The sequence below is a fragment of the Dechloromonas sp. A34 genome (assembly GCF_026261605.1).
Taxonomy (GTDB): domain Bacteria; phylum Pseudomonadota; class Gammaproteobacteria; order Burkholderiales; family Rhodocyclaceae; genus Azonexus.
The window spans coordinates 971854-993778 of sequence record NZ_CP102486.1 but is presented as its reverse complement, the minus strand read 5'-3'; the positions used below and the strand labels follow the sequence as shown (position 1 = coordinate 993778).

Annotated in this window: 22 protein-coding genes, 1 other RNA gene, 1 pseudogene and 1 riboswitch; of the genes and pseudogenes, 21 read left to right on the top strand and 3 right to left on the bottom strand. The window is 63.4% G+C overall.

What is annotated here, in order from left to right:
- Positions 1 to 93 precede the first annotated feature (93 nt).
- Positions 94 to 301: riboswitch (cobalamin riboswitch) on the bottom strand.
- 115 nt (positions 302 to 416) lie between these two features.
- From zapB to NQE15_RS04955, 5 genes are all read left to right on the top strand, one after another.
- Complete coding sequence (gene zapB, locus NQE15_RS04975; RefSeq protein ID WP_265947099.1) at positions 417 to 614, top strand: cell division protein ZapB; 198 nt, start codon at positions 417 to 419, stop codon at positions 612 to 614.
- A gap of 1 nt (position 615) precedes the next feature.
- Positions 616 to 939 carry a cell division protein ZapA gene (locus NQE15_RS04970; protein WP_265947097.1) on the top strand — a complete coding sequence of 108 codons (324 nt, stop codon included), beginning with the start codon at positions 616 to 618 and terminating at the stop codon, positions 937 to 939.
- Positions 940 to 973: 34 nt separating this feature from the next.
- Positions 974 to 1153, top strand: a non-coding RNA gene (gene ssrS, locus NQE15_RS04965) — 6S RNA.
- Positions 1154 to 1207: 54 nt separating this feature from the next.
- A complete protein-coding gene (locus NQE15_RS04960; protein WP_265947095.1) occupies positions 1208 to 1672 on the top strand; it encodes an EVE domain-containing protein in 465 nt (154 codons plus the stop codon).
- A complete protein-coding gene (locus NQE15_RS04955; RefSeq protein ID WP_265947093.1) occupies positions 1672 to 2472 on the top strand; it encodes a sulfite exporter TauE/SafE family protein in 801 nt (266 codons plus the stop codon). Before NQE15_RS04960 ends, NQE15_RS04955 begins: the two co-directional genes overlap by 1 nt.
- Before the next feature lie 6 nt (positions 2473 to 2478).
- Here NQE15_RS04955 and NQE15_RS04950 read toward each other — a convergent pair whose 3' ends face one another.
- Complete coding sequence (locus tag NQE15_RS04950) at positions 2479 to 3165, bottom strand: GntR family transcriptional regulator (protein WP_265947091.1); 687 nt, start codon at positions 3163 to 3165, stop codon at positions 2479 to 2481.
- 190 nt (positions 3166 to 3355) lie between these two features.
- On the opposite strand from NQE15_RS04950, the gene dctP reads away from it, so the two are divergent.
- From dctP to NQE15_RS04890, 11 genes and pseudogenes are all read left to right on the top strand, one after another.
- Complete coding sequence (gene dctP, locus NQE15_RS04945) at positions 3356 to 4381, top strand: TRAP transporter substrate-binding protein DctP (RefSeq protein WP_265947089.1); 1026 nt, start codon at positions 3356 to 3358, stop codon at positions 4379 to 4381.
- 45 nt (positions 4382 to 4426) lie between these two features.
- Positions 4427 to 5011, top strand: coding sequence for a TRAP transporter small permease subunit (locus NQE15_RS04940; RefSeq protein WP_265947087.1), 585 nt, complete (start codon positions 4427 to 4429; stop codon positions 5009 to 5011).
- Positions 5008 to 6348 carry a TRAP transporter large permease gene (locus NQE15_RS04935; protein WP_265947085.1) on the top strand — a complete coding sequence of 447 codons (1341 nt, stop codon included), beginning with the start codon at positions 5008 to 5010 and terminating at the stop codon, positions 6346 to 6348. The genes NQE15_RS04940 and NQE15_RS04935 overlap by 4 nt, the downstream gene beginning before the upstream one ends.
- An 18-nt stretch (positions 6349 to 6366) precedes the next feature.
- Positions 6367 to 8030 (top strand): annotated as a pseudogene (mdcA, locus tag NQE15_RS24010) (malonate decarboxylase subunit alpha).
- Between the two features lie 5 nt (positions 8031 to 8035).
- On the top strand, positions 8036 to 8350 hold the full coding sequence (gene mdcC / locus NQE15_RS04920; protein ID WP_265947081.1) for a malonate decarboxylase acyl carrier protein: 315 nt from the start codon (positions 8036 to 8038) through the stop codon (positions 8348 to 8350).
- The gene (locus NQE15_RS04915) at positions 8347 to 9249 is read left to right on the top strand and encodes a biotin-independent malonate decarboxylase subunit beta (protein WP_265947079.1); all 903 of its coding nucleotides are present in this window, start codon (positions 8347 to 8349) and stop codon (positions 9247 to 9249) included. Before mdcC ends, NQE15_RS04915 begins: the two co-directional genes overlap by 4 nt.
- Complete coding sequence (gene mdcE, locus NQE15_RS04910; RefSeq protein WP_265947077.1) at positions 9246 to 9968, top strand: biotin-independent malonate decarboxylase subunit gamma; 723 nt, start codon at positions 9246 to 9248, stop codon at positions 9966 to 9968. Before NQE15_RS04915 ends, mdcE begins: the two co-directional genes overlap by 4 nt.
- Before the next feature lie 4 nt (positions 9969 to 9972).
- Complete coding sequence (gene mdcG / locus NQE15_RS04905) at positions 9973 to 10638, top strand: malonate decarboxylase holo-[acyl-carrier-protein] synthase (RefSeq protein WP_265947075.1); 666 nt, start codon at positions 9973 to 9975, stop codon at positions 10636 to 10638.
- A 22-nt stretch (positions 10639 to 10660) separates the two neighbouring features.
- Positions 10661 to 11551 carry a triphosphoribosyl-dephospho-CoA synthase MdcB gene (gene mdcB, locus NQE15_RS04900; RefSeq protein ID WP_265947073.1) on the top strand — a complete coding sequence of 297 codons (891 nt, stop codon included), beginning with the start codon at positions 10661 to 10663 and terminating at the stop codon, positions 11549 to 11551.
- A gap of 2 nt (positions 11552 to 11553) precedes the next feature.
- Entirely contained in the window at positions 11554 to 12471 is a 918-nt protein-coding gene (mdcH, locus tag NQE15_RS04895; protein WP_265947070.1) for a malonate decarboxylase subunit epsilon, read from the top strand.
- Positions 12472 to 12509: 38 nt separating this feature from the next.
- Complete coding sequence (locus NQE15_RS04890; RefSeq protein WP_265947068.1) at positions 12510 to 13310, top strand: sulfite exporter TauE/SafE family protein; 801 nt, start codon at positions 12510 to 12512, stop codon at positions 13308 to 13310.
- A 21-nt stretch (positions 13311 to 13331) separates the two neighbouring features.
- Here NQE15_RS04890 and NQE15_RS04885 read toward each other — a convergent pair whose 3' ends face one another.
- The gene (locus NQE15_RS04885; RefSeq protein ID WP_265947066.1) at positions 13332 to 14108 is read right to left on the bottom strand and encodes an enoyl-CoA hydratase/isomerase family protein; all 777 of its coding nucleotides are present in this window, start codon (positions 14106 to 14108) and stop codon (positions 13332 to 13334) included.
- A gap of 126 nt (positions 14109 to 14234) precedes the next feature.
- On the opposite strand from NQE15_RS04885, the gene NQE15_RS04880 reads away from it, so the two are divergent.
- Positions 14235 to 14555 carry a DUF485 domain-containing protein gene (locus NQE15_RS04880; protein WP_265947063.1) on the top strand — a complete coding sequence of 107 codons (321 nt, stop codon included), beginning with the start codon at positions 14235 to 14237 and terminating at the stop codon, positions 14553 to 14555.
- Positions 14555 to 16228, top strand: a complete 1674-nt coding sequence (locus tag NQE15_RS04875) for a cation acetate symporter (RefSeq protein WP_265950133.1) — start codon at positions 14555 to 14557, stop codon at positions 16226 to 16228. Before NQE15_RS04880 ends, NQE15_RS04875 begins: the two co-directional genes overlap by 1 nt.
- A 107-nt stretch (positions 16229 to 16335) precedes the next feature.
- Here NQE15_RS04875 and NQE15_RS04870 read toward each other — a convergent pair whose 3' ends face one another.
- A complete protein-coding gene (locus NQE15_RS04870; RefSeq protein ID WP_265947061.1) occupies positions 16336 to 17010 on the bottom strand; it encodes a GntR family transcriptional regulator in 675 nt (224 codons plus the stop codon).
- 160 nt (positions 17011 to 17170) lie between these two features.
- Here NQE15_RS04870 and scpA point away from each other — a divergent pair, with 160 nt between their 5' ends.
- The 3 genes from scpA to NQE15_RS04855 are packed head-to-tail and all read left to right on the top strand — an operon-like array spanning position 17171 to position 21908.
- Entirely contained in the window at positions 17171 to 19321 is a 2151-nt protein-coding gene (gene scpA, locus NQE15_RS04865; RefSeq protein WP_265947059.1) for a methylmalonyl-CoA mutase, read from the top strand.
- Between the two features lie 7 nt (positions 19322 to 19328).
- The gene (gene meaB, locus NQE15_RS04860) at positions 19329 to 20339 is read left to right on the top strand and encodes a methylmalonyl Co-A mutase-associated GTPase MeaB (RefSeq protein WP_265947057.1); all 1011 of its coding nucleotides are present in this window, start codon (positions 19329 to 19331) and stop codon (positions 20337 to 20339) included.
- 33 nt (positions 20340 to 20372) lie between these two features.
- Entirely contained in the window at positions 20373 to 21908 is a 1536-nt protein-coding gene (locus tag NQE15_RS04855; protein ID WP_265947055.1) for an acyl-CoA carboxylase subunit beta, read from the top strand.
- The last annotated feature ends 17 nt before the right edge of the window (positions 21909 to 21925 follow it).

Here is a 21925-nt window from a genome sequence, read left to right as displayed (position 1 = left end):
GGCGGGCGTCCCCGCATGCCGGAATAGCATGGACAAGGAAGCGCAATGGGGGAGGAAAGACAGGTCACACGACCGGCACCACAGCCCCGTGGCACTTCCGCTTGTGTTCCAGGCCGGTATCCGGGCTCGCAAGTCTTGGCGCGTCGCCTTCCCAGGTTGTCACCCAGTGGCATTCTGACGCGCCCGCACTTGCTTACCGTTGCGGGGGCAGCAGCGGATTTGTCTCTTGCGAGACGCACCGCTTTCCCGTTTAACTGCGCTTGGAGAAACCTCGCACAGCACCTGACACGGCGCGAATTCTACATGCATCGTTGTTGCGCCGCATCAGAAAAATCCTGAGCGCTTCCAATAAACCACTTTGAGAATAAAGGCTTAGTCCTTGACCATGCGGCATTTTCCCAACTATAGTGCGGCCCATGAATACGGAACTCGAAGCGCTTGAAGCGAAGATCGAACAGGCAGTTGCCCTGGTGCACCAGTTGCGCGCCGAGAACGAGGTGCTGAAGAATCAGATGGCGGCGGCCGAAGCCGAACGCCTTCACCTGCGGCAGACGATGACCGCGGCCCGCGAGCGGCTCGAAGGCCTGGTCGACAAGCTGCCCGAGGAGGCCTGAGATGAGCACCGAACCGAATTTCCTCGATGTCAAGATCATGGGCCGCGAATACCGCGTCGCCTGCACGCCGGAAGAACGCGACGCCCTGCTCGCCGCGGTCGATCTGGTCGACGGCAAGATGCGCGAAATCGCCCAGCGCACCAAGAACACCATCGCCGAGCGCGTCGCCGTGATGGCCGCGCTGAACATCGCCCACGAACACCTTTCCGGGCCGTCAGAAACATTCTCCGAAGCGGTTGATACTTCCGACGCAAAGCGTAGAATCGGTGCCATGGGAGCACGGATAGATACCGTGCTTGCACCCCAGCAGCAACTGGACATCTAGTCCGCCACTGCTGATCCCGGTGCCGCCCGCCGAGCGTCCCCTGCGGTGTTTGTTTAGGCCATATATTCCTTGAACCAATGCTAATTGGCATCGGTTGCCGACCGTAAAGTTGTTGTTGTGAGTGCCTCTAGCCAGGCGTTCCTGATACAACGGGAAAGCGACCACTCTGGACCCAGGTTCAGGATGCCGGCCTGACGGCACTTGCGGGGGCCTACCTTCAACAGGTGGCAGATTTTCTGCCACCTGTTTTCATTTCCGAAACCACGACATGCACTACTGGCTGATGAAATCCGAGCCCGCCGAGGTCTCGATCGACGACCTCGCAGCCGCCCCCGGGCAGACCCTTCCTTGGTTTGGCGTGCGCAATTACCAGGCGCGCAACTTCATGCGCGACAGCATGCGGATCGGCGACCGGGCGCTGTTCTACCACTCGGGCTGCGCCGTTCCGGGCATCGCCGGCATTTGCGAGATCTGCTCCGAGCCCTACCCGGACGACACCCAGTTCGTCCCTGACAGCCACTATTTCGACCCCAAGTCGAGACCGGAAGAGCCACGCTGGCTGCTGCGCGACGTCCGCTTCGTAGAGAAGACGCGCTACCTGCCGCTGGCCGAACTGCGGCAAACCCCGGAACTTGCTACCATGCGCCTCCTGGCCCGCGGCAACCGGCTGTCGATCACGCCGGTGACAGCCGAAGAATGGGCTTGCATAACCCGGCTTCTGGCGAAAAACTGATGACTCTCTGGTGGTTGACCTATCCCCTGCTCGGGATATTCGGCGGCTTCGTGGCCGGCTTGTTCGGCGTCGGCGGCGGCCTGACCCTGGTGCCCTTCATGTACATGCTGTTCGTCGCCCAGGGTTTTCCGTCGGAACACGTCATGCACCTGGCGCTCGGCACCTCGATGGCGACCATCGTCTTCACCTCGATTTCCAGCATGCGCGCCCATCATGCGCATGGCGCAGTGCGCTGGGAGATCGTGCGCAGCATGGCGCCCGGACTGGTGCTCGGCACCTTCGGCGGCTCACTGGTCGCCGGCCAGGTACCGACCGGCCCGATGACGGCGATTTTCGTCGTCATCGTCTATTACGCCTCACTCCAGATGATCCTCGACTTCAAGCCGCACGCCCACCGCCAGTTGCCCGGCCCGCTCGGGCTGTTTAGCGCCGGCGGCGTGATCGGTGGAGTTTCGAGCCTGGTCGCGGCCGGTGGCGGCTTTCTGTCAGTGCCCTTCATGCTGTTCTGCAACGTCGCCATCCATTCGGCGGTCGGCACCTCGTCGGCCCTGGGTTTTCCGATTGCCGTCGCCGGTGCCATCGGCTACATCGTCGCCGGCTGGAACGACACCGGGCTGCCGGCCTACACGCTGGGCTACATCTATCTGCCGGCCTTTGTCGGCATCGTCGTGATGAGCATCCTGATGGCGCCGGTCGGTGCCCGGCTGGCCCACAAGTTGCCGGTTAAGAAACTCAAGCGCGCCTTCGGCGTCTTTCTCGCCCTGCTCGCCAGCAAGATGCTCTACAGCCTGATCGGCTGAAGCCGCTCAGGCGCCGGCATTGAAATCGCGCAGCGTCGCGACCAGATCGGCGAAACGCTCTCCCTGAACCGTCACATGGGCGCGCAACTGGGCCGCAGCGAGATCGCTGTCGCCCTTGACGATGGCGTCGACGATGGCCTGATGCTCGTTGAACGAAGTCGCCATCCGGTTGCGGACCCGCAACTGTAGCCGCCGATAGGGGCGCAGCCGGCGATGCAGCGCAGTCGCCTGCTCGACCAGGAAACCGTTGTGGCTGGCTGCGTAGATGCGCCGGTGGAAAACCTCGTTGAGCTGGTAATAGATATCCGGCGTATTGGCATCGCGCGCCGCTTCGCAGGCGCGATGCGCCTCTTGCAGCGTCATTTGCTCATCCGCCGTGATCCGGCGGGCGGCCAGCCGGCCGCACATCGCCTCCAGCTCGGCCATCACCTCAAACATTTCGCAAACCCGGTCAGCCCCGACCTCGGGCACCGTCGCGCCGCGCCGCGGCTTGATTTCGATCAGCCCGACCGAAGAGAGCTGGATCAGTGCCTCGCGCACCGGTGTCCGCGAGACGCCAAAAGTATCGGCCAGCTCCTGTTCGTCGAGCCGCGTCCCGGGCGGATAGACGCCGGTGACGATGCGTTCCTCGATCAGTTCGCCGAGGCGTTCTGACTGGCGGGTGGTGGCGGGAATTTCAGCAGGGCTGCTCATGGTCCAGGCTCCAGCAGGTAGCAATGATTAAATTATACGAAATTAGTTGACCAGTATTCAATGAATGTCTATCTTGTATACACAACGGTGATTTTTGAACACAAACAACAGTGCGGTATTCCTGAAATCAGGATAAGCCAGCCAGTGAGGTTTCACCGTCCGTGCATGATTAACTCTGGAGGAGACATCCATGATCAGCAAGACCAAGCGCCACCTTACGCTGGCTATTGCCGCCGCCGCTTTGACCTGTGCCCTACCCTCGGCTCACGCCCAGGCGCCGCGCGTCATCAAGATTTCGCATCAGTTCCCGGCCGCCACCACCGAGGATGGCGATTTTCGCGATCGCCTGGTCCGCCGCTTTGCTGCCGAAGTCGAAAAGCAGTCCAAGGGCAGTCTGAAGTTCGAGATCTATCCGGGTAGTTCGCTGATGAAGACCAACAGTCAGATCGGCGCCCTGCGCAAGAGTGCGCTCGACATGAGCCTGGTGCCGCTGGCCTATGGCGGCGGCGAGATTCCGGCAGTCAACCTGACCCTGATGCCGACCCTGGTCAGCAGCTACGAGCAGGGCATGCGCTGGAAGACGGCACCGATCGGCAAGGAACTGGACCGCATCCTGGCCGACAAGAACATCAAGATCCTCACCTGGGTCTGGCAGGCCGGCGGAATTGCCTCGACCAAGAAAACGGTGGTCGTTCCCGACGACGCCAAGGGCCTGAAATTCCGCGGCGGCAGCAAGGAAATGGATCAGATGTTGAAGGGCGCCGGAGCTGCAGTGACCGGCATGCCGTCCTCGGAAATCTACAGTGCAATGCAATCCGGCGTGCTCGATGCAGCCCTGACTTCCAGCACTTCGCTGATCAGTTTCCGTCTGCAGGAGTTCAGCAAGTACGTGACCACGGCCCGCAACAAGAGCTTCTGGTTCATGTTCGAGCCGCTGCTGATTTCCAAGGGCCTCTATGACTCGCTGACCCCGGAACAACAGAAGATCATCAGCGAAGTCGGTGCCAGTCTGGAGAAGTTTGGCGTCGAGGAAGCCAAGAAGGACGATCAACGGATGGCCGACGTATTCGCCAAAGCCGGAGCCAAGGTGGTCGACATGGATGACAAAGCCTTCATGGCCTGGCGCGGCGTCGCCGAACAGACCGCTTTCAAGGATTTCGCCGAGAACATCAAGGATGGTCGCGCCCTGCTCGACATGGCGCTGTCGGTCAAGTAACCCCCGGCCGGGCATAGCCCGGCCCATCCTTCTTAAAGGTGAATCATGAGCCCCGGATATTTCATCAGCCGAGCGGTCAAGGCCTTCAATATTGCGACGGGTTACCTGTCGGCCTTTCTGATCGTCATCGCTACCTGCGTTCTCGTTTTTGAAGTCGCGGTCCGTTATTTCTTTGCCTGGCCGACCGACTGGGAAATCGAGTTTTGCATCTATTTACTGATCGCCTCCAGCTTTCTGGCAGCTGCTCATACCCAGCTCAACCGTGGTCACGTGACGATCGAGATTCTCGACGAAATCACGCCGCCAAGCTGGACCCAGTGGCGGATGGCGTTTTCCGATCTGTTGTCCTTCCTGTTTTGCGCCTTCATTGCCTGGAATTGTTGGCACCTGTTCTACGAAGCCTGGGACGAAGGCCGGATGAGCGACACCTCCTGGGCGCCGAAGATGTGGCCGGTCTTTGCCACCATGGCAGTCGGCATGACCTCGCTGACCCTGCAGATTTTTGTCCAGTTCATCGAGGATTCGCTGCCCGAAGCGATGCGCTCGCATCACCCACCGCCGCAGCACAATGCCGCCATCCAGGTGGCGATTGAGCGCATCCAGCATGACGACGAAGGAGATCGCAAATGAGCGTCGGAACCTTGGGCCTGCTCTACGCGGCCGCCACTTTCGTATTCCTCTTTTCCGGGATGCCGATTGCCTTTGCCGTTGGCTCGGTCGCCCTGATTTTCATGTACTTTTTCATGCCAGTGGCGCAGCTGTCGATCATCGCTGAAACCATCTTTTCCGAGTTGAACAGCTTTACGCTGCTGACCATTCCGCTCTTCATCATGATGGGCGCGGCGATCGGCAAATCACGCGCTGGCGCCGATCTCTACAACTCGCTGAACCGCTGGCTGTACAAGGTGCCGGGCGGCCTCGGCCTGGCCAACACCTTGGCCTGCTCGGTGTTTGCCGCAATGTGCGGTTCCTCGCCGGCGACCTGCTCGGCGATCGGTTCCTCGGGCATTCCGGAAATGCGCAAACGCGGCTATTCCGAGCGCCTGGCGACTGGCCTGATCGCTGCCGGCGGCACGCTGGGCATCCTGATTCCACCGTCGCTGACCTTGATTCTCTATGGTCTGGCCACCGAGCAATCGATCGGCAAGCTATTCATGGCCGGTGTTGGTCCTGGCTTGATGCTGACGGCGATGTTCTCGATCTGGGTGGTGTACAAATCCTGGGCGGAAAAGAACGAGAAAATTTCGGCCAATCGTTCGACCGGCATCGCCATGCCGGCGGAAGAGTCGTTCAGCTGGAAACAGCGCCTCGAAACGCTGCCTCGCCTCGCTCCCTTCCTTGGCCTGATCATCATCGTCATGGTCGCCCTCTACGGCGGCTGGGCAACGCCTTCGGAAGTCGCCGGCATCGGTGCATTCGGTGCGCTGCTTATGGTCATGGCGATCTACGGCTGCTGGCGCTGGAGCGACCTCAAGGTCATCCTCTCCGGCACGGCACGTGAGTCGTCGATGATCATGCTGATCATCGCGATGTCCTTCCTCTACACCTATGTCATGAGCTATCTGCACATCACCCAGTCGGCTGCTGCCTGGATGATTTCGCTGGAACTGAGCAAATGGGCCTTCTTCTTCTGGGTCAATATTCTGCTCATCGTGCTCGGCTTCTTCCTGCCGCCGGTCGCCATCATCCTGATGGTCACGCCTATCATCCTGCCGGCGCTGAACGCCCTGGGTATCGATCTGATCTGGTTCGGCGTGATCATGACCATCCTCATGGAAATGGGCCTGATTCACCCGCCGGTTGGCCTCAACCTGTTCGTGATCAGCGGTATCGCACCCGACATCAAGCTCAAGGAAATCATGTGGGGCACCGTCCCCTTCCTGCTGCTGATGGCGCTCGGCATCGTTCTGCTCTGTATCTTCCCGGAAATCGCCACCTGGCTGCCGTCGCAGTACAGCGGTTCCTGAGTCGGCGGAAAGACGATCATGAACGCACCACTCCCGCGTGACTGGGACACTCTGCGCCAGAGCCGTGGTCGCCGCCTTGAGCGGGCGGCGAGCCTCGGCCTGGCTGGCAAAAACGGCAAAGAAATCCCGGTCGACCGTATCATCGACCTGCTTGAAGCCGTGATCCAGCCGGGCGACCGCGTCTGTCTCGAAGGCAACAACCAGAAGCAGGCCGATTTCCTGTCCGAGTCCCTGGCTGACTGCAGCCCGGAACGCATCAATCACCTCAGTATGGTCCAGTCAGTCCTGGCTCTCCCGAGCCATGTGGACCTTTTCGAGCGCGGCCTGGCAAACCGCCTCGACTTTTCTTTCAGCGGCCCGCAAGGCGCCCGACTGGCCAAACTGGTCCAGGAACAGCGCATTGAGATCGGGGCGATTCATACCTATCTCGAACTGTTCGGCCGCTACTTCATGGATCTGACGCCGAATGTGGCGTTGATCGCGGCGCAGGCGGCGGATGCCGAGGGCAATCTCTACCTCGGGCCGAATACTGAAGACACGCCGGCCATTGTCGAGGCGACCGCCTTCAAGGGTGGCATCGTGATCGCCCAGGTCAATGAGCGCCTCGACAAGCTGCCACGTGTCGACGTGCCGGCCGACTGGGTCGATTTCACCGTGCTCGCCCGAAGCCGAACTACATCGAGCCGCTATTCACCCGCGATCCGGCGCAGATCACCGAAGTCCAAGTCTTGATGGCGATGATGGCGATCAAGGGCATCTACGCCGAGTATGGCGTCACCCGCCTGAACCATGGCATCGGCTTCGACACCGCGGCGATTGAGCTGTTGCTGCCGACCTACGCCGCCGATCTCGGTCTGAAGGGCAAGATCTGCACGCACTGGGCCTTGAATCCGCACCCGACACTGATTCCGGCGATCGAGTCCGGTTTCGTCGAATCGGTGCATTGCTTCGGTTCGGAAGTCGGCATGGACGCCTACATCTCGGCCCGTTCCGACGTCTTCTTCACCGGCGCCGATGGCAGCATGCGTTCCAACCGGGCGTTTTCCCAAACGGCAGGCCTCTACGCCTGCGACATGTTCATCGGTTCGACCTTGCAGATGGACATGGCTGGCAACAGTTCGACGGCGACGCTGGGCCGCATCACCGGCTTCGGCGGCGCGCCGAACATGGGTTCCGATCCGCACGGTCGGCGCCACGCCAGCCCGGCCTGGCTGAAAGCCGGGCGCGAGGCCTACGGGCCGAACGCCATCCGCGGCCGCAAGCTGGTCGTCCAGATGGTCGAAACCTTCCGCGAGCACATGGCACCAGTCTTCGTCGAGGAACTCGATGCCTGGAAGCTGCAGAAGTCGATGGGCGCCGAACTGCCGCCAATCATGATCTACGGCGACGACGTCAGCCATATCGTGACCGAGGAAGGCATCGCCAACCTGCTGCTCTGCCGTAGCCCGGAAGAGCGCGAGCAGGCGATCCGCGGTGTCGCCGGCTTCACGCCGGTCGGCATGGCCCGCGACAAGGTGATGGTCGAAAACCTGCGTGACCGCGGCATCATCCGCCGTCCCGAAGACCTCGGCATCGACCCACGCATGGCGACGCGCGACCTGCTCGCTGCCCGTTCCGTCAAGGATCTGGTGCGCTGGTCGGGCGGCCTCTACGCGCCCCCTTCCCGCTTCCGTAACTGGTGACCGCCATGGAAACACTCGACTTTCGTTTCGACTCCGCACCCGTTTTGCGGGCCGCCGATCCTGCCCTGTGCGGCGTGGTCGGCTCCGGCAACCTGGAAATCCTGGTCAAGGCAGGCGACCAGCCGGCCGCCTGCGCCGTCCGCATCAAGACCTCGGCGCGCGGTTTCGGCGAGACCTGGCGAGCCGTGCTCGGCAGCTTTGCCGCCACCCACCCGGCCGGCGGCACGGCTATCGCCATCAACGACATGGGCGCCACCCCGGCCGTCGTCAGCCTGCGGCTGGCCCAGGCCCTGGCCGAATACCGGGGAGGTGCGCAATGACGCCGTCGCTCGCTGCCCGCCATAGCTGGTTCGAAGCCACGGCCCGCCACCGCATTGCCGGCCTGCTCGATGCCGGCAGTTTCCGCGAAATCCTGCCGCCGGCCGAGTCGCAGCCCAGCCCCCACCTCGCCCAGCTCGACCTGCCCGGCGCCTTCGACGACGGCGTAGTCGTCGGCTGCGGCCGTCTGGCCGGCCAAGCCGTTTTGATCGCGGCGCAGGAAGGCCAGTTCATGGGCGGCGCCGTCGGCGAAATCCACGGCGCCAAGATCGTCGGCCTGTTGCGGCGGGCGATCCTCGAAAAACCGGCCGCCGTGCTGCTGCTCATCGACTCAGGCGGGGTCCGGCTGCACGAAGCCAATGCCGGCCTGATCGCCATTTCCGAAATCATGCGCGCCGTGCTCGACGCCCGCGCCGCCGGCGTGCCCGTGCTGGCGCTGATCGGCGGCAGTTGCGGCGCCTTTGGCGGCATGGGTATTGTCGCCAAGCTCTGTTCGGCCATCCTGATTTCCGAAGAGGGCCGGCTGGCCCTCTCCGGCCCCGAGGTCATCGAGACGGTGGCCGGTGTCGAGGAATTTGATTCGAAGGACCGGGCGCTGGTCTGGCGCGTTACCGGCGGCAAGCACCGTTACCTGATGGGCGATTGCGCGGCGCTGGTCGAGGATGACATCCCGGCCTTCCGGGCCGGCACGGTGGAATTGCTCGCCGCCTGGCGGGAACCGGCACCGACGCTAGCCAATTTACGCGCCACCCAGCACCGCCTGGAAACCCGGCTGGCCGCCTACGCCACCTATCGCGACGGCTTGCAGGTCTGGGCCGCGCTCGGCGTCGCCGACCCCGACGCCGTGCCGATGCTCGACCGCGACAGCCTGGTCGCCTTGAAAGAAGGATTGCCGACATGAGCCTCAACGACATTCTCGACGCCCTGTTCCCGGCCGGCCATACCGTGGCCGTGGCCAACCAGGTGATTACCGGCCAGGCGCAGACCGCGCAGGGTACGGTCGCCGTGCTCGGCACCACCGATGCGGCGGCTATCGACCACGCCATGGCGCTGGCCCTGGCCGGTTTCATCCTCGACACCATCGAGCAGCATCCCGACCGGCCTCTGGTCTTCCTGGTCGACACCAGCGGCCAGGCCTTGTCGCGCAGCCAGGAACTGCTTTGTCTGAACGGCTCGCTGGCCCATCTCGCCGCTTGCGTCGACCTCGCCCGCCGCCAGGGCCACCCCTCGCTCAGTCTGGTCACCGCCAACGCGGTCAGCGGCGGCTTCCTCTCCTTCGGCCTGATGGCCGACCAGGCCTATGCGCTGGCCGACGCCCAGGTCCGAGTCATGGACCTGCGCGCCATGGCACGGGTGACCAAGATCGCCCATGAACGCCTGGTCGAACTGGCGGCCAGTTCGCCGATCTTCGCGCCGGGCGCCGAGAGCTATCGGCGCATGGGCGGCATCGAGGCAATCTGGCCGGCACCATCGGCCGCCTTGCTGGAAGCCGCGCTGACCGCGGCCTGCCAGAGCGCCTCGGCCAGCGACCAACGCATGGCCAGCGGTCTGGCGCGGGACGGCCGCCAACTGGCGGCGGGCATTGCCCAAGCCGTCGACAACGCAGTGATCGGCGCCTGACGCGATGCGCCGCCACGACCTGGTTTATCTGCACCCGGAGACGACCTTCACGACACCCTGCGCCGAAGCGGGCAGCCCCTTCTGGCTGGCCGCCCGGCAATGGATCGCCCGGGGTCGGCCACTGGTCGCTGCCCGCCAGCCGGACGGCGGTGGGCCGCTCTGCCTGGGCCTGGCCCTGCCGCTACACCAAGCGCGCAAACGCCTGACCATCCAGGTCGAAGCTGGCCAGATCATCGACATTCGCCCGCCGCTGAGCGTCGAACGCTGCGCGCCACGACTGGCACCGTCGACCGGGCAAGGCCTGCTCGCCCTGGCGACCGCGATCCAGGGCAGCGGCGCCCGGCTCGGGGTCTATGGCTCGCTGGCGTGGGAAACCTTGAGCGGCGACAGCTACCGCCATGCCGAATCGGACATCGACCTGATTTGCGATGTCGCCGATCGCGAGCAGTACGAATTGGCGCTCACCGCCCTCTCCAGCACTGCGGCTCATCTCCCTTGCCGGCTGGATGGCGAACTACGCTTCCCGAACGGCGACGCCGTCGCCTGGGCCGAACTGGCCGGCCAGCCGACGCGTGCCAGGACGGTCCTGGTCAAGGGCGAATGCGAGGTCACCCTGAAGCCGTTGAATACGCTGCTCGCCGGGCTGGCCCCGGCCGCACTGGCCGCCTGAGCCGCTGCCAAGGAGAATGAACATGCCGAATCCGCTGCCCGCCCGCCCGGTCTGTCTCCTGCCCGACGCCAGCCCGGCGCCCGGCGACGCGCTGATCGGTCGCCTCGCCATCCGCAGCCTGTACCGCGAAGTCGAACTGCATCCCAAGCCGGGACTGGTCACCCCGGAAGGCAACGGCAGCCATCGCGATATGGACTTCCGCACTTTCCTGCGCAGCCTGAATGCGCTGCGCCCCTATTTTCCGGCGATCACCGCCGGCGGCCGCTCCGCCCCCGGCTTCGCGCCTTTGCAGACCCTGGGCATCGCCGCCGAGTCGGCCATGCTGGCCGCGACCGGCGGGGTCAATACGCATCGCGGCGCGATCTTCAACCTCGGCCTGCTCTGCGCGGCGAGCGGTGCGCTGCTCGGCGCCGGACGGCCCGTCGGGGCCGAGTCGGCCTGCTCGGCCGTCGAGGCGCTTTGGGGACGCGAAATCCTGACCTCGGCCGATGTGCTGCCCGACTCGGCCCCCCCCAGCCACGGACTGGTCGTCGCCCGCCGTTATGGCTCGGGCGGCGCCCGCCAGGAGGCGGCCAGCGGCTTTCCGGCGGCGCGCGAAATCGGGCTGCCGGCCTACCGGGCGACACTGGCGGCGACCGGCGATGGCGAGTTGGCTGCCGTCCAGGCCCTGTTCGCGCTGATGGCCGAACTGGACGACACCAACCTGCTCTGGCGCGGCGGACCGGCCGGGCTCGCCCAGGCGCACCGGGCGGCGGCCGGCTTTCTCGCGGCGGGCGGCATCTTCGCCGCCGACTGGCGGACGCACGCCGCCGCCATCGATCGCGAATTCGTCGACCGCCGGCTTAGTCCCGGCGGCACCGCCGACCTGCTCGGCGTGACCCTGTTTCTCGCCGAGCTCGACGGCCTGGCCTGAGCATGCGCCTCGCCCTCCTCTTCAGCGGCCAGGGCGGACAAGGCCCGGCCCACTGGCAACAAGTCAGGGCCGGCCTCGGCGGCCCGCTGCGTGAAGCCTTGTTGGCCGCCTTGCCCGACCTCGCCGAGGAAGGCGCCGCCCCGGCATCGGAAATCCTGGCCCGGAACGCCATCGCCCAGCCCCTGATCTTCGCCCAGCAGATGCTGCTCTGGGAGCAGTTGCGGGAGAAATTGCCGCGCCCGATCTGCGTCGCCGGCTATTCGCTGGGCGAAATGGCGGCCTGCTGCGTGGCCGGCGTTTTCCCGGCAGCGAGCGGACTGGCCCTGACCGTCGAACGCGCCCGCCTGATGGACGGCGCAGCGCCCGGCGAGCACGGCATGCTCGCCGTGCTCGGCCTCGATGACCCAAGGGTCGAAACCCTGGCCGCCGAAGCCGGTCTCGCCGTCGCCATCCGCAATGCACCGCGCCATCTGGTGGTCGCTGGGCCGCGGGCCGGCATCGACGCCGCCGCCGCGGCATTCGCGGCAGCAGGGGCCAGCCGCCTGGTCCATCTTGCGGTCCGCACCCCGTCGCATACGCCGCTGCTGGCCAAGGCGGCGGCCGCTTTCGGGGAACGCCTGGCCGCCCTGCCCGATGGCCGCCTGCCCGTGCCAGTACTCAGCGCCATTGATGCGACGCCGGCCCGTAGCGTCGCCGCCGCTGGCGCGGCGTTGGCCCGCCAGATCTGCACGCGGCTCGACTGGGCGGCCTGCCAGCAGGCCATCGTCGAACTGCAGCCCGACGTCGTGCTCGAAATCGGCCCCGGCAATGCCCTGACCCGGTTGTTCAACGAGTTCGCACCGGAGATTCCGGCCCGCGCCGCCGACGATTTTCGCAGCGTCGATGGCATCGTCGCCTGGCTTCAGACCGACCGCCGATAGAATTCAGACTTTTCGAATATTCCGATGAGAGACACGCGGTGATTCCCGGCGAAGCGCTGGTCGCCTATCTGCTGACCGGCGCCGCTGCCGGTTTCTTTGCCGGCCTGCTCGGGGTCGGCGGTGGCGTGGTCGTCGTGCCCATCCTGACCGTGCTGTTCGCCGGCCAGGGCTTTCCCGCCCGCGAAGTGCTGCATCTGGCGCTCGGCACCTCGATGGCGACCATCCTGTTCACCTCGCTGTCCAGCCTGCGCGCCCATCACGCCCATCAGGCCGTGCTCTGGCCGGTGGTCCGCGACCTGACACCGGGCATCCTGCTCGGCACGCTGCTCGGCACCCAGCTGGCCGGCCGCATTTCGTCGCAGGCGCTGGCCATCTTCTTCGTCGGCTTCATGCTCCTGGTCGCCATCCAGATGATCGCCAACCTGCGCCCGGCACCGAGCCGCAGCCTGCCTGGACGCGGCGGACTGGGCCTGACCGGCATCGTTATCGGCGGGGTGGCGAGCCTGGCGGCGATGGGCGGCGGGGCGCTGACCGTGCCCTACCTGATCTGGTGCAATGTCCGCCCGCACCGGGCGATCGGCACCTCGGCGGCGGTCGGCCTGCCGATCGCGCTCGGCGGCACCGTCGGCTACATCTGGAATGGCTGGGGTCATGCCGAACTGCCGGCGGGCAGCCTGGGTTTCGTCTATCTGCCGGCGCTCGGCGTCATCCTGCTGACCAGCGTACTGACCCCCCAGTTCGGCGCCCGGCTCGCCCACCGCCTGCCGATCCAGGTCCTGAAGCGGATCTTTGCCGGCCTGTTGCTCGTGCTCTCGGCCAGGATGCTGTGGAGCCTGTAGGGCAGTTGAGCCGGCGACAACTTAGCGCGCCTTGAAGACCGGCTTGCGCTTTTCCAGGAAGGCGGCCAAACCTTCTTTGTAGTCCTCGGTGTCGAGGAAGGCGAAGGAGGCGGCCTTTTCCTCGTCGTTGAGCGGCCGACCGCTCTGCAGCCGGCGGATCCACTGCTTGTGCCAGCCGGCGACCAGCGGCGCGCCGCCACCAATACGGCGGGCCGTGGCGTAGGCTTCGTCCTCGACCTGGGCATCGGGCACGACGCGGGTCAGCAGGCCTTTTTCATAGGCCTCGGTGGCGGTCAGGATGCGCCCTTCGAGCAGGATTTCCTTGATCACGGCCGGGCCGGCCAGCTTGAGCAGGCCTTCCATTTCACCGGGGTACATCGAAAAGCCGAGCTTGTTGATCGGCGCCCCGAAACGGGCGCTCTCGCCGCTGATCCGCAGGTCGCAGACGCCGGCAATCTCCAGCCCGCCACCGATGCAGGCGCCCTGGATCAGGGCAACAGTCGGATGCGGACAGTCGGCGATGGCATTCAGCGCGGCGGCCACCTGACCGTGGTAATGCAGGGCCTGTTCGAGCGTCGCGCGGCCGGTCACGAACTCTTCAAGATCGCCACCGGCGGCGAAAGCCTCGTTGCCGGCACCGCGCACGACGACACAGCGAAGGTCGCGATCGGCGGAAATTTTCGCCATATTTTCAGCCAGTTGCTGCCACATACCGAGATCGATTGCATTGAGCTTGCCGGGGTTGTCGAGGGTCAGCGTGGCGACTTCACCGGCGCGGGAAAGGATGACTTTACTCATGTGCTGCGTCCTATGTGAGGTGTGGAATTATAGGTTCGGATGATGCAAATCAACTGAAATCAGTCTTCTATAAGATAGAATACTGCCCGCCGATCTACGGTAATTATTAATTAGGGAGGATATGCCATGAGCAGCGCGATGTATGAGCGGATGCGAGCCAACCCGAAATTCCAGGATCTCGTCAGCAGACGGGGACGTTTTGCCTGGATCCTGGCTTTTATTGTTTTAACCATGTTCTACGGCTTTGTGATGGTGGTGGCCTTTAATCCGGCATCACTTGGCCAGCCGGTCAGTGAAGGTTCGATGCTGACAGTGGGGGTCGCTGTCGAATTTTTCATGTTCGTTTTCTTCTGGGTGCTGACCGCGGTTTATGTCAAGCGTGCCAATACGGAATTCGACGCCCTGACGCAGGAAATCGTCAAGGAAGCCTGGAAGGAGAACAAATGATGCGCCGCCTGACTCATCTCACTACTGCTCTCGGCCTGTTCGCGATCGCCGCGATGGCCTATGCCGGCCCGCCGGTCGAAGGCGCCATGGAAAAATCGGCGACCAACTGGCACGCCATCATCATGTTCTGCCTCTTCGTCGCGATGACGATGGGCATTACCTACTGGGCGGCCAGCCGCACCAAGTCGACCGCCGACTTCTACACCGCCGGCGGCGGCATCACCGGCTTCCAGAACGGCTTGGCGATCGCCGGCGACTACATGTCGGCCGCCACCCTGCTCGGCCTGACCGCCATGGTCTACACCCAGGGCTACGACGGCTACATCTACATGCTGGCCTTCTTCGCCGGCTGGCCGATCATTCTGTTCCTGATGGCCGAACGCCTGCGCAATCTCGGCAAGTTCACCTTCTCCGACATCACCGCCTATCGCCTCGACCAGGGTAAGGTGCGCACCATGGCCGCGATCTCCTCGCTGACCGTGGTCTGCTTCTACCTGATCGCCCAGATGGTCGGTGCCGGCCAGTTGATCAAGCTGCTCTTCGGTCTCGACTACAACATCGCGATCTTCGCCGTCGGCATCCTGATGATGGTCTACGTCACCTTCGGCGGCATGGTCGCCACAACCTGGGTGCAGATCATCAAGGCCTGCATGCTGCTCGCCGGTGGCACGCTGGTCATGATTCTGGCTTTCAGCCAGTTTGGCTTCTCCTTCCAGACCTTGCTGGAAAAAGCCACGGCCGTGCACAAGCTGGGCGACAAGCTGATGTCGCCGGGCAGCCTGCTGGCCGATCCAGTGACCGCGATCTCGCTCGGTCTCGGCCTGATGTTCGGCACCGCCGGCCTGCCGCACATCCTGATGCGCTTCTTCACCGTCACCGACGCCAAGGAAGCCCGCAAGTCCGTGCTTTACGCCTCCGGTTTCGTCGCCTACTTCTTCAACGTGATCTTCATCATGGGCTTGTGCGGCATCCTGATCGTCGGCCAGAACCCCGAGTTCTTCGAGGGCGGCACGGTCGGTGGCAAGCTGATCGGCGGCGGCAACATGGTCGCCATGCATCTGGCCAAGGCGGTCGGCGGCAACATGCTGCTCGGTTTCCTGGCTGCCGTGGCTTTCGCGACCATCCTGGCCGTCGTCTCCGGTCTGGCCCTGGCCGGCGCTTCGGCCATCTCGCACGACATCTACGCTCGCGTCATCATGAAGGGGCAGGCTTCGGAAGCCACCGAAATCCGCGTCTCGCGGATCGCCACGATCTGCCTCGGCTTCGTCGCCATCGTGCTCGGCATCCTGTTCGAGAAGCAGAACATCGCCTTCATGGTCGGCCTGGCCTTCGGTGTGGCGGCGGCAGCCAACTTCCCGGTGCTCATCCTCTCCATGTACTGGAAAGGCCTGACCACCCGCGGCGCGCTGTTCGGCGGCTACGGCGGCCTGGTTTCGGCTGTGCTCTTCGTGGTCTTCTCGAAGTCGGTGTGGGTCGATGTGCTGCACAATCCGGCACCGCTCTTCCCTTACACCCAGCCGGCACTGTTCGCGATGCCGATTGCCTTCCTGCTCGCCTACATCTTCTCGAAGAGCGACAGCAGCGTGCGCGCTGGCAAGGAAATCGAGGCTTTTGAAGATCAGTACGTCCGGGCTCAAACAGGCTTCGGCGCATCCGGCGCGAGCAGTCACTAACTCGCCCCGCCATTGAAAAACCCCGACAGCGCAAGTTGTCGGGGTTTTTTTATTCTGAGTCGTCAGCGCAGTGGCGAGCGGGGCCCCGCCGGCCATTCAAACTACCGTCAGGCAGCCTTGCCGGTGTTGCTGTCGTACTGACGGGCCAGCGCCTGGCGGCTGGAGAGCAGGTGGTCCTGCATGTGCTTCTCGGCTTTTTCAGGATCGTTAGCCTCGAACGCCGCCATGATCACGCGGTGCTCTTCGAGCGACTGCTGCAACCGGCCCTCCAAGGAAAGCGAGTGCAGGCGCGACAGCTTCAGGACTTTACGCAGATCCTGGATCACCGACAGCAGCCAGCGATTGTTGGCCAGTTCCTGAATCAGCCGGTGGAACTCCTGGTTGGCCTCGAAAAAGGCATCGATCCGCCCCTCCTTGGCCGCCACCTCCAACCTTTCGTGGATCGCCTTCAAGGCCCGGATGTCAGCCAGTTTGGCCCGGCGCACCGCTTCCAGCGCACATCGACCTTCGAGCATGGCCATCAGCGGGAAGATGTCGTCCATGTCCTGACGGGAAATCTCGGTGACGTAGCAGCCACGCCGCGGTTTCAGTTCAACCACGCCTTCCGAAGCCAGCACCTTGAGCGCTTCGCGCAGCGGCGTGCGGGAAATGCCGTACTGCTCGGCGAGTTTCTGCTCGTCGATCCAGGTACCGGGGGTCAGTTCGTGGTTGAAGATGCGCTGGCGCAGGCGCTCGGCCACTTCCTGGTAAAGCGCGGTAGGTGCAATGCGGTTCATGTTCATGGTGTGGTGTGAATGAGCAAACCGGTGCTTAGCCGACTTGCGTCCATAATTATGGATACAGTATTATGCGAGGTTTGGTATGTCAAGCTAGGCTGCAAAGCGTAGAATTTTGAATTCTGCATCATAAGCCTGAAAAAATCGAATCAGCGAGAGGGGTGTCATGTCGGAAAAATTCTTTGATTCCAATAACCTGGATGCTTGGGAGAAGGCGGCCGCCAAACAGTCACCGGGCGGTGATATCGGGAATCTGGTGTGGAACACCCCGGAAGGTCTGGCCGTCAAGGCGCTATACACCAAGGCCGATGTCGCAGGCCTCGAGTTCGCCGACACCCTGCCCGGCTTCGCGCCCTATCTGCGCGGCCCGCAGCCGACGATGTACGCCGTCAAGCCGTGGACCATCCGCCAGTACGCCGGTTTCTCCACTGCCGAAGCCTCCAACGCCTTCTACCGCAAGGCCCTCGCCGCTGGCGGCCAGGGTGTTTCCGTCGCCTTCGACCTGGCGACGCACCGCGGTTACGACTCGGACAACGCCCGTGTGACCGGCGACGTCGGCAAAGCCGGCGTGGCGATTGACTCCGTCGAGGACATGAAGATCCTCTTCGACAGCATCCCGCTCGACAAGATTTCCGTCTCGATGACCATGAACGGCGCCGTGTTGCCGATTCTCGCCGGCTACATCGTTGCCGCCGAAGAGCAGGGCGTGTCGCAGGACAAGCTGTCCGGCACCATCCAGAACGACATCCTCAAAGAATTCATGGTGCGGAATACCTATATTTATCCGCCCAAGCCGTCGATGAAGATCATCGCCGACATTTTCGGCTACACGGCACAGCACATGCCGAAGTTCAACTCGATCTCGATTTCCGGTTATCACATCCAGGAAGCCGGCGCCAACCAGGCGATCGAACTGGCCTTCACGCTGGCCGACGGCATGGAATACGTGCGTACCGGCGTTGCTTCCGGCATGGATGTCGATACCTTCGCTGGTCGTTTGTCCTTCTTCTGGGCCGTCGGCATGAATTTCTACCTTGAAATCGCCAAGATGCGCGCCGGCCGGCTGTTGTGGGATCGCATCATGACCAGCTTCAACGCCAAGAGCCCGAAGTCCAAGATGCTGCGCACGCACAGCCAGACGTCCGGCTGGTCACTGACCGAGCAGGATCCGTACAACAACGTTGTGCGCACCACCATCGAAGCGATGGCGGCCGTGTTCGGCGGCACCCAGTCGCTGCATACCAACGCGCTGGACGAAGCCATTGCGCTGCCGACCGAGTTCTCGTCGCGCATTGCCCGCAACACGCAGCTGATCATCCAGGAAGAAACCCATATCACCAACGTCGTCGATCCCTGGGCCGGTTCTTACATGATGGAAAAGCTGACCCAGGACATGGCCGACAAGGCCTGGGGCATCATCCAGGAAATCGAGGCGATGGGCGGCATGACCAAGGCCGTCGAGTCCGGCTGGGCCAAGATGCAGGTCGAAACCTGCGCCGCCGACAAGCAGGCGCGCATCGACTCCGGGAAGGACGTCATCGTCGGCGTCAATAAATACAAGCTGGCCAAGGAAGACGCCATCGACATCCTCGATATCGACAACCATGCCGTTCGCGAGTCGCAGATTGCCCGTCTCAAGCAGATTCGTGCGACGCGCGACAGTGTTGCGGTCAACGCTGCGCTGGAAGCCCTGACCAAGGCCGCCGAAAGCGGCGAAGGCAACCTGCTCGACCTGACCGTCAAGGCCATGCGCCTGCGCGCCACGGTTGGCGAAGTGTCCGATGCGTTGGAGAAGATTTTCGGTCGTTTCCGTGCCAATAACCAGACCATTTCAGGGGTATACGGAGGCGTTGTGGAAGGACAGGAAAGCTGGGAAAAGATCAAGGCCGACGTCGCCAAGTTCGCCGAAGAAGAAGGTCGCCGTCCGCGCATCATGATCGCCAAGCTGGGCCAGGATGGCCATGACCGTGGCGCCAAGGTGGTAGCTACAGCCTATGCCGACCTCGGCTTCGACATCGACATGGGACCGCTCTTCCAGACCCCGGAAGAAGCAGCCCGCCAAGCCATCGAGAACGACGTGCATGCGATCGGCGTCTCCTCGCTAGCCGCCGGTCACAAGACCCTGCTGCCGGAACTGGTCAATTCGTTGAAGGCCCAGGGCGCCGACGACATCATCGTCTTCGCCGGCGGCGTCATCCCGGCACAGGACTACGACTACCTGTTCAATGCCGGGGCCAAGGCCATCTTCGGACCGGGTACCCGGATCGAGGATTCGGCCATCAAGGTTCTGGAAGAAATCCGCAAGGCGCGCGGCTAAGCGCTGCATGAATCTGGGCGAAGCTCCCGTGCGTGCCAATATTTTGTCCGCTGCCGACCAGTCGCTGGTCGACGGCGTGCTGGCCGGTCAGCGCCGTGCGCTGGCCAAGGCCATCACGCTGATCGAGTCGACCCGCGATGATCACCAGCAGCGCGCCCAGCAGGTGCTGACCGCGCTCCTGCCGAAAACCGGAAACGCCATCCGCATCGGCATTTCCGGCGTCCCGGGCGCTGGCAAGTCGACTTTCATCGAGGCGCTCGGTATCTGGCTGATCGAGCAAGGCAAGAAACTCGCCGTGCTCGCCGTCGATCCATCATCGTCGGTGTCCGGCGGCTCGATCCTCGGCGACAAGACGCGCATGGAACTATTGAGCCAGCGCGTGGAAGCCTTCATCCGGCCCAGCCCGTCGGCCGGTTCGCTGGGCGGCGTCGCCGAGAAGACGCGCGAGGCGATGCTGCTTTGCGAAGCCTCCGGCTACGATGTGATCATCATCGAGACGGTCGGCGTCGGCCAGTCGGAAACGACCGTCGCCGGCATGGTCGACATGTTCTGCCTGCTGCAGTTGCCGAATGCCGGCGACGACTTGCAGGCGATCAAAAAGGGCATCGTCGAGATTGCCGACCTGGTGGTCATCAACAAGGCCGATATCGACCGCCAGGCGACCGCCGTCGTCCGTGCCCAATGGCGCAATGCGCTGCACATGCTGCGTCCGGCTTCGCCCAACTGGGCGCCGCCGGTCATTGCGCTGTCGGCGCTGCACAAGGAAGGCATTGCCGAGTTCTGGGAACAGATCGAGAAATATCAGGCGGCCTTGAAGCCGACCGGCGAATTCGAAGCCAAGCGCCAGCACCAGTCACTATCGTGGATGTGGCAACTGATCGACTCCGGGCTGCGTCAGTACTTCCGTCATCACCCGCAAGTGCAGGAAAACCTGCCTGCCTTCACCCGCTCCGTCGAGGAGGGTCATACGACCCCGGCTGCCGCCGCGTATGCCCTGCTCGGCTATCTGAAACACTGATTCAAATCACCCGATCCATTTAGGGAGTTTTCTATGCACGACATCATCCGCCAGCTGGAAAAAAAGCGTGAACTGGCCCGCCTCGGCGGTGGCCAGAAGCGCATCGACAGCCAGCACAAGAAGGGCAAGCTGACTGCCCGCGAACGCATCGAGCTGTTGCTCGACCCCAATTCCTTCGAGGAATGGGACATGTTCAAGGAGCACCGCTGCACCGACTTCGGCATGGATCAGTCCGAAAAGACGCCGGGCGACGGCGTGGTGATCGGCTACGGCACGGTCAACGGCCGGCTGGTATTTGTCTTCTCGCAGGACTTCACGGTCTTCGGCGGTTCGCTGTCGGAAACCCATGCCGAAAAGATCTGCAAGGTCATGGACCAGGCGATGAAGGTCGGCGCCCCGGTGATCGGCCTCAACGACTCGGGCGGCGCCCGCATTCAGGAGGGCGTCGCTTCCCTCGGCGGCTACGCCGACGTCTTCCAGCGCAACGTGATGGCTTCCGGCGTCGTGCCGCAGATCTCGATGATCATGGGCCCCTGCGCCGGCGGCGCGGTGTATTCGCCATCGATGACCGACTTCATCTTCATGGTCAAGGACTCTTCCTACATGTTCGTGACTGGTCCGGAAGTCGTCAAGACCGTGACCCACGAGGATGTGACTGCCGAAGAACTGGGCGGTGCCGTGACCCACACCAGCAAGTCCGGCGTTGCCGACCTGGCTTTCGAGAACGACGTCGAAGCCCTGTCCATGCTGCGTCGCTTCATGAATTTCCTGCCGGCCAACAACCGCGAAAAGCCACCGGTCACGCCGACCAACGATCCGGTCGACCGCATGGACTACTCGCTGGACACGCTGGTCCCGGACAACGCCAACAAGCCGTATGACATGAAGGAACTGCTGATCAAGGTCGTCGACGACAACGACTTCTTTGAACTGCAGGCCGACTACGCCAAGAACATCATCATCGGTTTCGGCCGCGTCGACGGCCATCCGGTCGGCATCGTCGCCAACCAGCCGCTGGTGCTGGCCGGCTGCCTGGACATCAAGTCCTCGATCAAGGCCGCCCGTTTTGTCCGCTTCTGCGATGCCTTCAATATTCCGGTCGTCACCTTCGTCGATGTCCCGGGCTTCATGCCGGGCACCACGCAGGAATACGGCGGCATCATCAAGCACGGCGCCAAGTTGCTCTACGCCTACGCCGAATGCACCGTACCGAAGGTCACCGTGATCACCCGCAAGGCCTACGGCGGTGCCTACGACGTGATGTCGTCCAAGCACCTGCGCGGCGACGTCAACCTCGCCTGGCCGTCGGCTGAAATCGCGGTCATGGGACCGAAGGGTGCCGTCGAGATCATTTTCCGCGAGGAAAAGAACGATCCGGAAAAGCTGGCCGAGCGCGAAGCCGAATACAAGACCAAGTTCGCCAACCCGTTCGTGGCCGGCGCCCGTGGCTTCATCGACGACGTCATCATGCCGCACGCCACCCGCAAGCGCATTGCCCGCTCGCTGGCCATGCTGCGCGACAAGAAACTGGAAAATCCGTGGCGCAAGCACGGCAATATTCCGCTGTAAGCGTCAGGGAGAAATAG

Excerpts from the sequence above, each read along its gene's own strand:
- zapB (WP_265947099.1), top strand. The coding sequence starts at position 417 with ATGAATACGGAACTCGAAGCGCTTGAAGCGAAGATCGAACAGGCAGTT.
- NQE15_RS04970 (WP_265947097.1), top strand. The coding sequence starts at position 616 with ATGAGCACCGAACCGAATTTCCTCGATGTCAAGATCATGGGCCGCGAA.
- NQE15_RS04960 (WP_265947095.1), top strand. The coding sequence starts at position 1,208 with ATGCACTACTGGCTGATGAAATCCGAGCCCGCCGAGGTCTCGATCGAC.
- NQE15_RS04955 (WP_265947093.1), top strand. The coding sequence starts at position 1,672 with ATGACTCTCTGGTGGTTGACCTATCCCCTGCTCGGGATATTCGGCGGC.
- NQE15_RS04950 (WP_265947091.1), bottom strand. The coding sequence starts at position 3,165 with ATGAGCAGCCCTGCTGAAATTCCCGCCACCACCCGCCAGTCAGAACGC.
- dctP (WP_265947089.1), top strand. The coding sequence starts at position 3,356 with ATGATCAGCAAGACCAAGCGCCACCTTACGCTGGCTATTGCCGCCGCC.
- NQE15_RS04940 (WP_265947087.1), top strand. The coding sequence starts at position 4,427 with ATGAGCCCCGGATATTTCATCAGCCGAGCGGTCAAGGCCTTCAATATT.
- NQE15_RS04935 (WP_265947085.1), top strand. The coding sequence starts at position 5,008 with ATGAGCGTCGGAACCTTGGGCCTGCTCTACGCGGCCGCCACTTTCGTA.
- mdcC (WP_265947081.1), top strand. The coding sequence starts at position 8,036 with ATGGAAACACTCGACTTTCGTTTCGACTCCGCACCCGTTTTGCGGGCC.
- NQE15_RS04915 (WP_265947079.1), top strand. The coding sequence starts at position 8,347 with ATGACGCCGTCGCTCGCTGCCCGCCATAGCTGGTTCGAAGCCACGGCC.
- mdcE (WP_265947077.1), top strand. The coding sequence starts at position 9,246 with ATGAGCCTCAACGACATTCTCGACGCCCTGTTCCCGGCCGGCCATACC.
- mdcG (WP_265947075.1), top strand. The coding sequence starts at position 9,973 with ATGCGCCGCCACGACCTGGTTTATCTGCACCCGGAGACGACCTTCACG.
- mdcB (WP_265947073.1), top strand. The coding sequence starts at position 10,661 with ATGCCGAATCCGCTGCCCGCCCGCCCGGTCTGTCTCCTGCCCGACGCC.
- mdcH (WP_265947070.1), top strand. The coding sequence starts at position 11,554 with ATGCGCCTCGCCCTCCTCTTCAGCGGCCAGGGCGGACAAGGCCCGGCC.
- NQE15_RS04885 (WP_265947066.1), bottom strand. The coding sequence starts at position 14,108 with ATGAGTAAAGTCATCCTTTCCCGCGCCGGTGAAGTCGCCACGCTGACC.
- NQE15_RS04880 (WP_265947063.1), top strand. The coding sequence starts at position 14,235 with ATGAGCAGCGCGATGTATGAGCGGATGCGAGCCAACCCGAAATTCCAG.
- NQE15_RS04875 (WP_265950133.1), top strand. The coding sequence starts at position 14,555 with ATGCGCCGCCTGACTCATCTCACTACTGCTCTCGGCCTGTTCGCGATC.
- NQE15_RS04870 (WP_265947061.1), bottom strand. The coding sequence starts at position 17,010 with ATGAACATGAACCGCATTGCACCTACCGCGCTTTACCAGGAAGTGGCC.
- scpA (WP_265947059.1), top strand. The coding sequence starts at position 17,171 with ATGTCGGAAAAATTCTTTGATTCCAATAACCTGGATGCTTGGGAGAAG.
- meaB (WP_265947057.1), top strand. The coding sequence starts at position 19,329 with ATGAATCTGGGCGAAGCTCCCGTGCGTGCCAATATTTTGTCCGCTGCC.
- NQE15_RS04855 (WP_265947055.1), top strand. The coding sequence starts at position 20,373 with ATGCACGACATCATCCGCCAGCTGGAAAAAAAGCGTGAACTGGCCCGC.